Consider the following 13,211-nt stretch of genomic DNA (forward strand, 5'->3'; position numbering starts at 1 on the left):
TCACTCGGGCGGCAGCGCCGGCGCCGCAGCGCTACGCACCGTCGTCATCACGGGAACCGCCATCAGCGCTCCCGCGATGCCGGCCAACTCGGCCCCGACCGCCACCCCGACGATCACCGCGACCGGGTGCAGCCGCACCGACCGGCTCATCAGCAGCGGCTCGAGCAGGTTCCCCTCCAGCTGCTGCACCAACACCACGATCCCGACGACGATCAGCGCGATCACGGGTCCCTGGGTGACCAGCGCGACCAGCACCGCCACCAACCCCGACACGAACGCGCCGACCAACGGCACGAACGCGCCGAGGAACACCAGCCCCGCCAGCGGCAACACCAGCGGCACCCCGGTGATCCACAACCCGACCCCGATCCCGACCGCGTCGATCAGGGCGACCACCAACGTCGTCCGCACGAACGAGGTGAGGTCGCGGAACGCGCGCCGTCCCCCGTCGAACACCCGCTCCCGAGTGGCCCGAGGAAGCGGCCGGAGCATCCCGCGCCACAGCCGCTCCCCGTCGTGCACGAAGAAGACCAGCAGGAAGACCGCGAGCGCGATCCCCGCCAGCAGCGTGCCCGCGGTGGAAAGGACACCCCACACCCCCGACATGAGGTTGGACTGGTTCCGCGCCACCCACTCCCGGCCGTCGGCGACCATCCGGTCGAGCTGTTCCCCGCTGATCCCGAGCCCGCCGAGCCAGCCGCGCAGCTGGTCGTAGCTCTCCGCCAACCGGGCTTCCAGGTCCGGCAACCCCCCGATGACCGACCCGACCATGAACGCGATCAGCCCTCCGACAACGGCCAGCCCGCCCAGGACGACGAGCAGCGTCGCCAAGACCTTCGGCACCCCGCCCTCGGCGAGAAACCGCGCCCCCGGCGCCAGGAGCGCCGCCAACAACACCGCGACCGCCACCGAGACCGCCACGAGCGTGACCCGCCCCAACACCTGCCCCACAACCCACACCGCGACCGCCACGATCACCAACTGCGCGGCCCGAACAGCAAGCCGCCCGATCCACCCGTCCCCCCAACCCCACCGACGCTTCACCGCCGCCCCCGCCGAACGGCTCGCACCCGCGCCTGCCCCACCAGCCGCATCCGCATCGGCCGCGCCACCGCCGCCCACATCAACTCCGCCGGCCACCCCGGCGCCAGCCGCCTGAGCCCTGCCCACATCAACTCCGCCGGCCACCCCGGCGCCAGCCGCCTGAGCCCTGCCCGCATCGGCATCGCCAACCGAGCGTGAATCCGCCGCGTCAGTCCCGCCCGAGCCGACCCCATCGGCTCCGCCAGTCACCTCCCGGTCGGCTTCGCGACCGGGACCCGCGTCCTCCGCACCACCCGGACCGGTGTCGCGTCGTCGATCACCCGAGTCGGGCTCGTCGGGATCCACCGTCGTCACCCGCTCTCGCGGGGTTCCACCTGCGCCAGTACGCCGATGTGGTCGCTGCCCCACGCCCCGGCGACCGCTCCCGCGAACACCCGGTCGCACTCCACCACCCGCATCGTCGGGCCCTCGCGACCGCAGCGCACCAGGAGGTAGTCGATGCGGCGGTCCAGGTCCGCCTGCCAGTGCGCCTCCATCAGCGGGTTGACCGACGGCGCGAACGTCGCGCCCGGTTCGCCACCGTGCGTGAGTTCCCAGGCGTCCCGGTAGCTCACGCTCGTTCCGTCCAGTGAGTGCAGACCGCGCCAGAAGCGCACCGACGACGCGTCCGGCATCGCGTCGAAGTCGCCGCCCAGGAGCACGTGCTGCCCGGTCCGCTCGACGATCTCCTCCACGAACCGGGCGGTCCGCACCGCCTGCACCTCGCGCTCGTACTCCACGTTCGTCGGCCACGACGGCTTGTGGTTCACCAGGAGTAACGGCTCCTCCGCGCGGTCCCACCGCACGTCGACGACGAGCGCACCGGCCGGGAAGTCCACCGTCCGCGCCCCCACCCGCAGGTCGATCTCGCGCTGCGCGCCCAGCGGCCACCGGCTCGCGATCGAGATCCCGGACCCGATCTCACCCGTGATGTCCCGGTGTGACTGGTGCGCCACGTGGTAGCCGTCCCCCAGCACGTCGACCACCTGGTCGTAGTCGCCGGTGACGACGGCCTCCTGGAACAGCACCAGATCCGGCGCGAGCTCGCCGAACCCCGCCTGCAGCACCGCCCGTCGCGACTCCCAGTCCTGCTGGCGGCCGAGAATGTTCTGCGTGATCACGCGCATGCCGTACGCATAGCCCGATCGTGAGCCGGGCAAACCGGTTACTCCGTCGAGGACGGTCGCCGGCCGATCCTCGGCAGCACCGCGCGGGCCTCCTCGTGCCGCAGCCCGGTCGCCTGCAGCAGGTCGACCGCGACCGACCGGAGCTGTGCGGCCACCACCTGCGCGGAGAACCCGCCCCCGGCCAGCCGCGGGGCGTCGACCGACGACCCGGCGTTCCCCAGTTCCTCCCGCACCTCGCTCATGTCCTGCCCGAGCCGGTCACGGAGCGACGCGGCGGCGTCGGCGAGCTGCCGCAGTCCGGCCGGGATCGCGGCGGGCACGGGCTCGCCGTCGACGAGCGCGGACCGGGTGCGCCGCAACAGCACCCGGCAGTTGCGCAACGCGTGGTCCAGCGGCTCGTAGGCGTCCACATAGGAGCGGAGGAGCCGGCGCTGCCGTCGGTGCAGCGGTGAGATGGCGAGGATGTCCCTGGCGGTCCGCAGGGCGTCGCGGTAGTCGTCGATGGGCTGCTGGGTCCTGATCCCGCGCAGCGCCCGGTAGGCGAGGTCCGGGTCGCGCCGGTCGATGGCGTCGGCGGCGCTGGTCAACGCGTTGATGAGGGTGTTGACCATCAGCCGCGCGTGCCGCCGGGCGATCTCCGGCGGGTTGCCGGGCAGCAGCGCGACGGCCGCGAGCCCGAGCAGGCCGCCGATGAGCGCGTCCACCATCCGGTCGAACCCGCCGGTGCCGCCGGGCGGCAACAGGGTCGCGACGAGCACCGCGGAGGATCCGGCCTGGACGGTGATCAGCGGGCCGCCGTCGAGCAGCACGGCCGCGGTCATCGCGAGCGTCACGACCAGCACGATCTGCCACGCGCCGGTGCCGATGGTGTAGACGAGCAGGTCACCGACACCGATGCCGACGCTCACGCCGACCACGAGCTCGACCACCCGACGAAGCCGCTGCTGCCCGAGCCCGACCCCGATGGAGATCAACACCGCGATCGGCGCGAAGAACGGCCGAGGGTGCCCGAACACGTTGGTGGCCACGAACCAGGCCAACCCGGCGGCGATCCCGCACTGGAGAATGGGCAACGCCATCAGCCGCAGCCGGCGCATCCGCCGCCGCCCCGCGCTCCGAACCCGCACCCCGGTCACCCGCACGCCAACCGAGGCTATCCGAGCACACCCCGATCCTCAGCACGACGAGACCGCCCCGCCGCGAGGGACACGCTTGAACAAGCCACGCGGACCGTCAGAAGCCACCCAGCCCCCGGCGGCGCACACGATCGATACCAGCAAACCCCCCGAACGGGTTTATCAGTCGGCTTGGTCCGGGTACCCGCTCTCCGAGCCGGCCGCCGCGCCACGCGGAGCCGGCGACTCGCCGAACCGACAGGCGCGGGGCCGGTTCCGGCCCGCGTGGCTGGTCTGTGAGGAACCCATGCGCAACGATCCCGACAGAACTCGGCTTGACCCGTACCCCGCCGCCGATCCGCCCACCGTGCAGCACCCGGCCGCGTCGCGGACGCCGGCGCCGCCGCCGGTCTCGGCGCCTCGCGCGGCCGGGCCGTACGAGGACGAGGTCGTCGAGGAAGGCGTCTCGAACCCGGACTACCGCCGCATCCGCGCGGTCAACATCGTCTGCACCATCATCAACGTGATCACGGCGCTGTTCGCCATCGTGCTCGCGGTGCACATCGTGCTGGTGCTCGGCTCCGCCAACATGGCGAACGGCTTCGCGTCCTTCGTGGAGAGCTGGGCGGCGAACATCCGGCTGGGGCTCAACGGACTGTTCACCCCGGACAGCGTCCAGCTCGCCACGCTCCTGAACGAGGGCCTCGCGGCGATCCTGTGGCTCGCGATCGGCGCCCTGCTCACGTACCTGATCCGCCGGTTCGCCCTGCCGGGACCGCGCCGGGTGCAGCGGTACCGCCGCGTGGTTCGTTAGCTCTCAGTCGAGCACCCCGGCAGCGGCCGCGAGGTCGGCCACCAGCTCCTGGTAGGCCGCCTCGCGGTCGTCTGCGCGCAACACCGACGACGGGTGCACGGTGGTCACCACCCGGGTCGGCTCGCGCTCGGGCAGCGGAACGACGGTGCCACGCTCCTTCGTCACCCGGAAGCTCGGGCCCAGCAGCGACTTCGCCGCCGTGGCGCCAAGGCACAGCACCAGGTCCGGACCGATCGTGTCCAGTTCGGCGTCCAGCCACGGGCGGCAGGCCACCACCTCGGTACGCGACGGCGTCTTGTGGATGCGCCGCTTCCCCCGTTCGGGCAGCGTGAACTTGAAGTGCTTCACCGCGTTCGTCACGTAGACCTGGTCGCGGTCGATGCCGGCTTCCTCCATCGCGCGGTCGAGCAGGCGACCGGCCGGGCCGACGAACGGCTCGCCCTTGCGGTCCTCCTGGTCCCCCGGCTGCTCGCCGACGACCAGTACCCGCGCGTCGGACGGGCCGGCGCCGAACACGGTCTGGGTCGCGTCCCGGTACAGGTCGCAACCGCGGCAGGTGTCGGCGGCGCTGCGCAGGGTGTCGAGGTCGGCGTTCGGCGGCACGAAATCCTGCGCGGTCATGTCCGCGGGACTACCCGGCTGCCCCCGCACCAAACGAGTTTCGATCACCGGGGTCACGGGTAGCCGCTGGCCGGAGCCGATTGGAGGGAACGCGATGCACAGGGAAAGCGACACCCACGGCCCCCGGCAGGACGAGAACCTCAAGCACGAGCTGGACGGCATGCTCCGCGGCAACGGCCCGAGCCGCGCCGAGGAGTGGCGGGATCCAGAGCCGCCTGCCGACGACGACCCGGAACCGGGGCCCGACCCCCGAGAGCCGTAACGCGAAAGTCTCCTCTCTCCTCGTCGGCCGGACCCCCGGCCCGGCCGACGAGGTCCTATCTACGACTGATCGGTGCCGGTGCCGGTGTCGCTGTCGGTGCCGGTGTCGCTGTCGGTGTTCTCGGCGGACACGCGCAGCGGCCGCAGCAGTGTCCACAGCACGAACAGCGCGGCGACCACGAGCATGGCGAGCCCGGCCCACAGGTTGATGTTCACGCCGGCCGAGCGCTCGATGTCCGCGTCGCTGGTCACCGCGGCGCCCATCACGGTGAGCACCGCGCCGTACACCCCCATCAGCAGGGCGATGACCAGCCGGATGTCGAACACGGCGAATCGGCTCCTGGCACTCGTCTTCGTCGTCATCGGTCCCTCCCTAGAAGATGATGTTGAGTACGATCGTCACGACCAGCACGATGCCGGCGAGCAGGCTCGGGTTGCGGTACCAGCCGGCGTCCTCGCCGGTCGTCGAGTGCTGGCGGGTCTCCTTCGGCGTGAGCGAGTAGACCAGCCCGGTCAGCTGTGCGGCCGGTTTCGGCGCGCTCACGTAGGTCACCGCGACGCTCACCACGATGTCGACGACGAACGCCGCACCAGCTCCGATGAACGCGGCGCCCTGACCGGGCAGCACCCACACACCGGTCTCGCTCAGGATGAACACGACGACCGCGGCGAGGGTGCCGCTGGCCAGACCGGCCCAACCGGCCGCGGGCGTCATCCGGCGCCAGAACATACCGAGGATGAACGTCGCGAACAGCGGCGCGTTGAAGAACGAGAACAGCTGTTGCAGGTAGTCCATCAGGTTGCTGTAAGTGGACGCGATGAACGCGGTGCCGATCGCCAGCGCGGTGGCGACGATCGTGATGAACCGGCCGAACCGCAGGTAGTAGTCGTCCGGTCGATCCTTGCGGATGTAGGCCTGCCAGATGTCGTAGGTGAACACCGTGTTGAACGAGCTCAGGTTCGCCGCCATGCCGGCCATGAACGACGCGAGCAGCCCGGCGATCGCGATGCCCAACATCCCGTTGGGCAACAGGTCCCGCATGAGCAGCAGCAACGCGTCGTTGAACGTGGCGCCGCTCGGCGCCGACTCGCCCGCCATCAGCGCGGTCTTGTTCTCGCCCTGCAGTTCGGTGACCGCGACACCGGCGACCATACCCGGGATGATCACGATGAACGGGATCAGCATCTTCGGGAACGCGCCGATGATCGGGGTGCGCCGGGCGGCCGACATGCTCTTGGCCGCCATCGCCCGCTGGACCTCGACGAAGTTCGTGGTCCAGTAGCCGAACGAGAGCACGAAACCGAGCCCGAACACCAGTCCGAGCACCGACAGGAAGTTGTCCTCGAACCCGGTGAGCTGGTTTCCCGGCCAGCTGTTCACCTGCTCCGGCCCGCCCGGACCGGCGCTGACCTTGTCGACCAGCCCCTGCCAGCCGCCCACCTTGTACAGCCCGACGATGGTCAGCGGCAGCAGCGCGGCGACGATCACCACGAACTGCAGGACCTCGTTGTAGATCGCCGCGGACAGCCCGCCGAGCGTGGTGTAGCTGAGCACGATCACCGCCGCGACGATCACCGACACCCACAGCGGCCAGCCGAGCAGCAGGTTGACCACGCTGGCGAGCAGGAACAGGTTCGCGCCCGCGATCAGCACCTGCGCGAGGGCGAAGCTGACCCCGTTCAGCAGATGAGCGCCCTTGCCGAAGCGGCGCAGCATGAACTCGGGGACGCTGCGGACCTTGGAGCCGTAGTAGAACGGCATCATCACGATGCCGAGGAACAACATCGCCGGAACCGCGCCGATCCAGAAGTAGTGCGCGGTCGGCATGCCGTACTCGGCCCCGTTGGCCGACATGCCCATGACCTCGATGGCGCCGAGGTTCGCGGAGATGAACGCGAGCCCGGTGACCCACGCCGGCAACGACCGTCCCGACAGGAAGAAGTCGAGGCTGGTCGACACCCGTCGTCGTGCCAGGTAACCGATACCCAGGACGAGCAGGAAATACAGCGCCAGCAGTATGTAGTCGACAGCGTTGGCGTCCAGCCGCAGGTCTGCTTGGGCCAGAACGGTCACCCCGGGCACCTCCTCCAGTCAGACCCCCTCGCTCAACCCAACACCACAACGACGTGGAACGCGCGGTGAGCGATCATCCACAGCGGACGAATCGGTCGAACCACGCCGGGGCGCGCGAGCGGTCGAGACCGGTATGGCGCGGTGTTCAGTTGTGTTCGCGAACTCCTTTCAGTCGGGTAGCACGGGCACCGAGACGCCGGGATGGCGGTTCAGCATGGCGGCTCTCGTCACGGCCGCGGTGCCGAACCGGTCGCGGACGTGGTCGAGCGCGGCGTCCAGCGTTCCGGCCGGTCCGCCGTCGAACGGCAGGACAAGCTGGACAGCGTTTTCTCTGTCCAAGTTGGACAGAGCGACACCGATCAGGGTGACTCCTCTCTCGTCGATCATCGGCATGGCGTCGTGCAGCAGCCGCCGGGCGGTGGCCAGGATCAGCTGCGTGTCGTCGGTGGCCTGGACCAGGGTCTGCGACCGCGTGACCCGCGCGAAGTCGGCGAACCGCAGTCGCAGCACGACGGTCCGGCAGACCCGGTGTGCGGCGCGCAGCCGCCTGGTCGTCCGGTCGACCAGCGCGGCCAGGAACGCCACCAGTTCGTCGCGGGTACGCGGCGAACGACCGAGGGCCCGCTGCGCACCGATCGATCCGCGGCGGCGGCCGACCCGCACCCGGCGCGGATCGTGGTTGTGCGCCAACGCGTGCAGGTGCCGCCCGGAGGCTCGACCGAGCATGCCGACGAGCGTGGACTCCGCCATCGCCGCGACCTGCCCGACCGTGGCGATGCCGCGCGCGTGCAGCTTCTCCGCCGTCACCGTCCCGACACCCCAGAGCCGCTCCACCGGCAGGGGGTGCAGGAAGTCCAGTTCACCGTCCGGAGGTACCACGAGCAGGCCGTCCGGCTTGGCCACCCCGCTGGCGACCTTCGCCAGGAACTTGGTCCTGGCGACGCCGACGGTGATGGGCAGGCCGACCCGCTCGAGCACCTCCCCGCGTAATCGCTCGGCGATCTCGCGTGGGGTACCGGAGATTCGGCGTAAGCCGCCGACCTCGAGGAAGGCCTCGTCGATCGAGATGCCCTCGACCAGCGGCGTGGTGTCGCGGAACACGTCGAACACGGCCTTGCTCGCCGCGCTGTACGCGGACATGCGCGGCGGTACGACGATGGCGTGCGGGCACAGGCGTAAGGCGCGACCGCCACCCATCGCGGTGCGTACTCCGTGGAACTTGGCCTCGTAGCTCGCGGCGAGCACGACGCCGCCACCGACGATCACCGGCCGCCCGCGCAGGCGGGGGTCGTCGCGCTGTTCGACGGAGGCGTAGAACGCGTCCAGGTCGGCGTGGAGGATGGTGGCTTCGCTCACGAACATATGTTCGCATCGAAGTCCGACAACGCGCAGCCCGAGAGCAAGATCCACCCGATCGGGAACGGGTCACCGCGAGGCCGTTATCCGCCAGCGATTTTCTGCCGGCCGAACGGATCGTCCGGCCTCGCAGGGCTTGCCTCCGACGTCGTCCGGCAGGCGGCGAGCGTGACCTCGGCGTGATTTCCGCTCGGCTTCAGGTGCCGAGCCAGCCGGGAACGTCGAGCGGGAAACCCGAGGGCACCACGGTCCGCAGGCTCGTCTCGAGGTCCCGGACCCGCCCGGACCCCAGGACGCGCACCCACTCGGCGCGCAGCTCGTCGAAGATCGCGGCGGAGCGGGCGAGCACGTCGGCCCCGGCGGGCGTCAGGCCGACGAGCTTGCGCCGCGCGTCGGCCTCGTCGGCCGAGCGTTCGACGTACCCGAGCCGCTCGAGCCGGTCGATCGTCTTGCCGGCCGCCTGTTTGCTGACCCCGAGCCGGCGCGCGACCTCACTCGCGGTGGCCCCGGCGCCGACCGCCTGGAGGGCGAACCCGTAGGCCGGCCGGAAGTCGACGTGCCCCTGGCGGGCGAGCTCGGCGTGCAGCCGGTCGATGAGCGACCGGAACCCGGCGAACAGCAGCAGCGGCAACTCGAACCCTGGCGCATTATCGTCAACCTGGTTTACCATCTCGTCAACCACGTTGACCAAACTAACGGAGACGCCCATGTTCACCGACCACACCATCGAGTCCGCCCCACCGGCCGCGCGCCGCGCCATGACCGCCGTGGTCGAGCAACTCGGCTACCTGCCGACGCCCGTGGCCCGGATGGCCGAGTCCCCCGCCCTGCTCGACGGCTTCCGGAAGCTCAGCGGCCTGTTCGAGACCACGACACTGGACCCGCTGGCCCGCGAGACGCTGATCATGACCGTCGCCACCCGCAACGGCTGTCACGTCTGCGTGGCCATGCACACCGCGAAGCTCACCGCCCTCGGCGCGGCCCCCGAACTGATCTCCGCCCTGCGCGGCGGCGGGCCGATCCCCGCCCCACGACTGGCGGCGGTGCGGGAGTTCACCGTCGAGGTCCTGGCGTCGGCCGGCGCGGTGCCCGAGGACCGGCTGACGGCCTTTCTGGCGCACGGTTTCACCCGCCGCCAGGCGCTCGAGGTGGTGTTGGGCATCGGCGCCTACACACTGTCCACAGTGGCCAACAGGCTGACCGACGCGCCCCTGGACGAACAGTTGGCCGCCTACGCCTGACCGATCAGCGGTCGTTCGCGGAAGCCGTTACGCGCGCCAGGTGAACAGGACCAGCGGGTACTCCTCGACCACGAACGCCGCCTCCTCGTGCCAGCCGGTGCGGCGGTACAGGTCGGCGGCGGGGGCGTCGGCATGGGTGCACAGCCATGCCGACGGCCAGCCGGCGGTGAAGCGGATCAGCAGGGCGCGGCCGATGCCCTGCCGCTGGTGCTCGGGGTCGACCATCAGCTCGGCGACGACCAGTGCGGGGGCGACCAGCCGGCTCGCCACGTCGGGGGTGACCGCGGCGGCCAGGGCGTCGTCGAAGGCCGTGCCGGTGGCCAGGTGCGGGCCGGCCGGCCAGCCGTAGACGGCGCCGACCAGGTGGCCGCCGGAGATCGCGACCAGGCCGGCGAAGCCGTCGCGGCCCAGGTGGGCGGTGAGGCGTCCCGGGAAGCCCGCCAGGCGCTCGGCCGACTCCTGCCAGGGCGGCGCGGAGAAGCATCGCCGGTACAGGGTCTCCAGCCGGTGCGCGTGCCGGCCGAGCTGGATGGCGTCGGTGCGGCGGACCGTGATGCCTCGGTGCACAACCAGGCAGATTATCCCTCGGCGCCGGGCTGGTTCAGGCCCGCTCGCTCCTCCAGCCGGTCGAGCCGACGCAGGACGGGTTCCAACGCCTTGCCGAGCGCGGTGGCCACCGGATCCGCGCCACCCTGGTTCGCGCGCAGGTGCACGTAGCCGGCCAGTGCGGCGGACACCGCCTGGCGGGCGGACCGGGACTCGACGCCGAGGCCGCGCAGCACCTCGCCGGCGGTGCCGTCCGGCTCGGCGATGAGCCCGAGCAGCAGGTGCTCGCAGCCGATGTAGTTGTGGCCGAGCAGGAGCGCCTCGACGACGGTCAGCTCCAGCGCGTTCGCGGCGGTGGAGCTCAGTCGCACGGCCCGGCCGCGCTCGCCGGCACCGGCCCGCTCGACCTCGCGCAGTACGGTCGCCGGCTCGACCTCGATCGAGCGCAGCACGTGCAGGGCGAGGTTGGTGCCCTCGGCGAGCAGGGCGTGCAGCAGGTCGCGGGTGCCGATCTCGGCCGCCTCGCGCTCCTGCGCGCGGGCGATGGCGAGCTTCACGACCTCCTTGGCGCGCTGGGTGAAGTGGGTGAGCCCGGCCGTGGGGTCCAGACCCTCCAGGTCGCCGACGGCCACCGCCCGGATGGCTGTGACCCGCTTGACTGACTGTTCCAGGGCGCGCTGGCAGATCGCGGAAACCGGTAACCCGGTGTCCTTCACGCTTTCGGCCAGGTCATCGGGCAGGTACACGTTGACTTTCGGCATGACCCCATTTGTACCCCCAAAAGGGGTTATGAACAACCGCAGCTGTGGCGGCGGGTCTGGAGCACCGGCAGCAGCACCGAACGCGGCTCGCGGTTCGGCTCGCCCAGGCGCTCCACCAGCAGGTCCACCGCCGTCTCGCCGAGCTTGCGCATCGGCTGGGTCACGGTGGTCAGGCTGGGGCGCACCACCCGGCCGAGTGGGATCCCGTCGAACCCGACCACGGCCACGTCCTCCGGCACCCGGATCCCCCGCCGCTCCAGCGACCGCAGCGCGCCCAGGGCCATCTGGTCGTTCGCGCACACCAGGGCCTCGGGCGGGCGGCCGACGCGATCCAGCAGGCGGTCGACCGCGGCCCGGCCGTCGGACTGGGTGAAGTCGCCCCGAGCGTCCGGCTCGTCCGGCACCGGCAGGCCGGCCGCCGCGCACGCGCGCCGGTACCCGAGAAACCGGGCCTCCGCGTCGGGTGAGTCGGCCGTGCCGCCGAGGAACGCGAGCCGCCGGAGCCCGTGGTCGGCGATCAGGTGCGTGGTCATCGTGAACTCGCCGTCGGCGTTGGCGACCTCGATGTGGTCGAGGTGGTCGATCTCGCGCGGGCCGGCGATCATCACCACCGGGAGCCGTCGGGAGATGATCTCCAGGTCCTCGGTGGGCACCGTCCTGGCCAGCACGGCGAACCCGTCGACCCGACCGGCCACCTTCGCCACCAGGCTCTCCGGACCGCCCGCGAGCGACGCGGCGATCAGCAGGGCGTACCCGTGCCGGCGCGCCGCCCGCTCCATGCCGCGGGTGATCTCGTCGGCGTAGAGCATCCGCTCCGGGTCGGTGGCGTCGTCGTCACCGTCCTCCACCTCGGGGTCCCCGTGGTCGGGGAAGCACAGGCCGAGTACTCCGGTACTCCGGCTGGCCAGGCCGCGGGCGTTGCCGCTCGGCACGTAGCCCAGCTCGCGCGCCACGGCGAGCACGCGTTCCCTGGTCTGCTCGCGGACCGTGTCGGGATTGCGGTACACCCGCGACACGGTGGCGATGGACACCCGTGCGCGCTCGGCGACGTCGTAGACCGTCGGGGCGCCCATGACCCTCCTGTAAGCGCATTCAACCGCGCCACGTTACCGCTTTGCCAATGCAAGGGCAAGCAGCGGAGCGGCTCACGCCAGGCGCAACGGCGCACCGCCGTCGACGAGGAACGGACCGTCCGGCACCAGCGCTCGCCGCACGCGTTCCATGGCGCGGCGGCCCGCGTCGGGATGCCGACCGTCGAACGCGCCGACCCGGACGGCGAACGCCAGGTCGAACGGCGGCTCGCCGGGCAACAGCGTGAAGTCCTCGGCGGCCACGTGGCGAACACTCAGCAGCCCGTCGGCGATCTCCCCAGCCGCGTTGCGTTCGGTGGCGGCGACGCCCTTCGCGGACCGGTCGATCACCAGGATGTGCCCGCCGGGAGCGATGCGCGCGCAGACGGCCTTCGCGGCCGCGCCGGGAGCGCCGCCGATCTCCAGCACGCGCGCTCCGGGCCGCAGCGGCAGGGCGTCGACGATCGCGGCGAGGCGCGGGGAGAGCGTCGTCATGGCGCGTCGAGACCCAGGAGCCGGGCGAGCACACTGAGTTGGTCGGCGTAGTGCTGGACGAACTCGGCTCCCCGGGGGTCGACCCCGCAGACGCCCTCGATGACGTGCGGGAGGCTGGTGGTGGCCATCGCGGCCGCCACGAGCATGATCGCCAGGCAGGCCGGGTCCAGCTCGGCTGCCAGCCGACCGGCCTGTTGGTGCGCGCGGACCTGGTCGACGAAGTGCCGCAGCCGCTCACCGCGGGGTGCGTGGTCCGGGTCGTCGTCCGGGCCCGTGTACTCCAGACCGCCCCAGGCCATCAGTCGAACGCCGTCCGGGTTGTTCAGCGCCTCCAGCGCGTACCGGCGGATCTGTTCGGGCAGGGGCGTGTCGGGCGGGACCAGTTCGCGGTCACGCTGCCGCCAGCGCTCGGAGATGGCCTGGTAGAGGCCTTCCTTGCTGTCGAAGTAGTACCAGATCAGCTGTTGGTTGACCCCGGCCCTCGCCGCGATCGTGCTGGTCCGCGCACCCGCGTATCCGTGGGCGGCGAACTCGGCCACCGCCGCGTCGAGGATGAGCCCGCGGGTGCGCTCCGGGTCGCGCTGCCGCTCCGGTGGCTTGGGTGAGCGGCGCGGCTTCGACGTGGGCACGCCGGGAAGTGTAGTCCC

16 protein-coding genes are annotated in these 13,211 nt (G+C 71.5%); 3 read left to right on the plus strand and 13 right to left on the minus strand.

Going from position 1 to position 13,211, the window contains the following annotated elements; translation table 11 throughout:
* The 3 genes from JT362_RS11885 to JT362_RS11895 form a co-directional block, all read right to left on the minus strand.
* Nucleotides 1-1,044: an AI-2E family transporter gene (locus JT362_RS11885; RefSeq protein ID WP_260191185.1), complete on the minus strand. Its 1,044-nt coding sequence runs from the start codon at nucleotides 1,042-1,044 to the stop codon at nucleotides 1-3.
* A 350-nt stretch (nucleotides 1,045-1,394) separates the two neighbouring features.
* Nucleotides 1,395-2,204: an endonuclease/exonuclease/phosphatase family protein gene (locus JT362_RS11890; RefSeq protein WP_260191186.1), complete on the minus strand. Its 810-nt coding sequence runs from the start codon at nucleotides 2,202-2,204 to the stop codon at nucleotides 1,395-1,397.
* A 44-nt stretch (nucleotides 2,205-2,248) separates the two neighbouring features.
* Entirely contained in the window at nucleotides 2,249-3,352 is a 1,104-nt protein-coding gene (locus JT362_RS11895; RefSeq protein ID WP_260191187.1) for an FUSC family protein, read from the minus strand.
* A 280-nt stretch (nucleotides 3,353-3,632) separates the two neighbouring features.
* On the opposite strand from JT362_RS11895, the gene JT362_RS11900 reads away from it, so the two are divergent.
* Entirely contained in the window at nucleotides 3,633-4,139 is a 507-nt protein-coding gene (locus tag JT362_RS11900) for a hypothetical protein (RefSeq protein ID WP_260191188.1), read from the plus strand.
* A 3-nt stretch (nucleotides 4,140-4,142) separates the two neighbouring features.
* Here JT362_RS11900 and JT362_RS11905 read toward each other — a convergent pair whose 3' ends face one another.
* Entirely contained in the window at nucleotides 4,143-4,760 is a 618-nt protein-coding gene (locus JT362_RS11905) for a UdgX family uracil-DNA binding protein (protein WP_260191189.1), read from the minus strand.
* A gap of 94 nt (nucleotides 4,761-4,854) precedes the next feature.
* Here JT362_RS11905 and JT362_RS11910 point away from each other — a divergent pair, with 94 nt between their 5' ends.
* Complete coding sequence (locus JT362_RS11910; RefSeq protein WP_260191190.1) at nucleotides 4,855-5,022, plus strand: hypothetical protein; 168 nt, start codon at nucleotides 4,855-4,857, stop codon at nucleotides 5,020-5,022.
* A gap of 59 nt (nucleotides 5,023-5,081) precedes the next feature.
* Here JT362_RS11910 and JT362_RS11915 read toward each other — a convergent pair whose 3' ends face one another.
* The 4 genes from JT362_RS11915 to JT362_RS11930 all read right to left on the minus strand — a co-directional run bounded on the left by JT362_RS11915 (nucleotide 5,082) and on the right by JT362_RS11930 (nucleotide 9,142).
* Complete coding sequence (locus JT362_RS11915) at nucleotides 5,082-5,384, minus strand: hypothetical protein (RefSeq protein ID WP_260191191.1); 303 nt, start codon at nucleotides 5,382-5,384, stop codon at nucleotides 5,082-5,084.
* A 10-nt stretch (nucleotides 5,385-5,394) separates the two neighbouring features.
* Entirely contained in the window at nucleotides 5,395-7,095 is a 1,701-nt protein-coding gene (locus JT362_RS11920) for a sodium:solute symporter family protein (protein WP_260191192.1), read from the minus strand.
* A 168-nt stretch (nucleotides 7,096-7,263) separates the two neighbouring features.
* Nucleotides 7,264-8,457, minus strand: coding sequence for a DNA polymerase IV (dinB, locus tag JT362_RS11925; protein ID WP_260191193.1), 1,194 nt, complete (start codon nucleotides 8,455-8,457; stop codon nucleotides 7,264-7,266).
* Between the two features lie 190 nt (nucleotides 8,458-8,647).
* Nucleotides 8,648-9,142 carry a MarR family winged helix-turn-helix transcriptional regulator gene (locus tag JT362_RS11930; RefSeq protein ID WP_260191414.1) on the minus strand — a complete coding sequence of 165 codons (495 nt, stop codon included), beginning with the start codon at nucleotides 9,140-9,142 and terminating at the stop codon, nucleotides 8,648-8,650.
* A 16-nt stretch (nucleotides 9,143-9,158) separates the two neighbouring features.
* Between JT362_RS11930 and JT362_RS11935 the strand changes: the two genes are divergently transcribed.
* A complete protein-coding gene (locus JT362_RS11935; RefSeq protein WP_260191194.1) occupies nucleotides 9,159-9,692 on the plus strand; it encodes a carboxymuconolactone decarboxylase family protein in 534 nt (177 codons plus the stop codon).
* 27 nt (nucleotides 9,693-9,719) lie between these two features.
* On the opposite strand, the gene JT362_RS11940 is transcribed toward JT362_RS11935, so the two are convergent.
* The 5 genes from JT362_RS11940 to JT362_RS11960 form a co-directional block, all read right to left on the minus strand.
* A complete protein-coding gene (locus JT362_RS11940) occupies nucleotides 9,720-10,259 on the minus strand; it encodes a GNAT family N-acetyltransferase (RefSeq protein ID WP_260191195.1) in 540 nt (179 codons plus the stop codon).
* A gap of 11 nt (nucleotides 10,260-10,270) precedes the next feature.
* Nucleotides 10,271-10,999, minus strand: a complete 729-nt coding sequence (locus JT362_RS11945; RefSeq protein WP_260191196.1) for a Clp protease N-terminal domain-containing protein — start codon at nucleotides 10,997-10,999, stop codon at nucleotides 10,271-10,273.
* 26 nt (nucleotides 11,000-11,025) lie between these two features.
* Nucleotides 11,026-12,072, minus strand: coding sequence for a LacI family DNA-binding transcriptional regulator (locus JT362_RS11950; RefSeq protein WP_260191197.1), 1,047 nt, complete (start codon nucleotides 12,070-12,072; stop codon nucleotides 11,026-11,028).
* Between the two features lie 72 nt (nucleotides 12,073-12,144).
* A complete protein-coding gene (locus JT362_RS11955; protein ID WP_260191198.1) occupies nucleotides 12,145-12,564 on the minus strand; it encodes an SAM-dependent methyltransferase in 420 nt (139 codons plus the stop codon).
* A complete protein-coding gene (locus tag JT362_RS11960) occupies nucleotides 12,561-13,193 on the minus strand; it encodes a TetR/AcrR family transcriptional regulator (RefSeq protein WP_260191199.1) in 633 nt (210 codons plus the stop codon). The genes JT362_RS11955 and JT362_RS11960 overlap by 4 nt, the downstream gene beginning before the upstream one ends.
* Nucleotides 13,194-13,211 lie beyond the last annotated feature (18 nt).

It is taken from the genome of Actinophytocola gossypii, assembly GCF_025165815.1.
In the GTDB taxonomy this organism is placed as follows: domain Bacteria; phylum Actinomycetota; class Actinomycetes; order Mycobacteriales; family Pseudonocardiaceae; genus Actinophytocola; species Actinophytocola gossypii.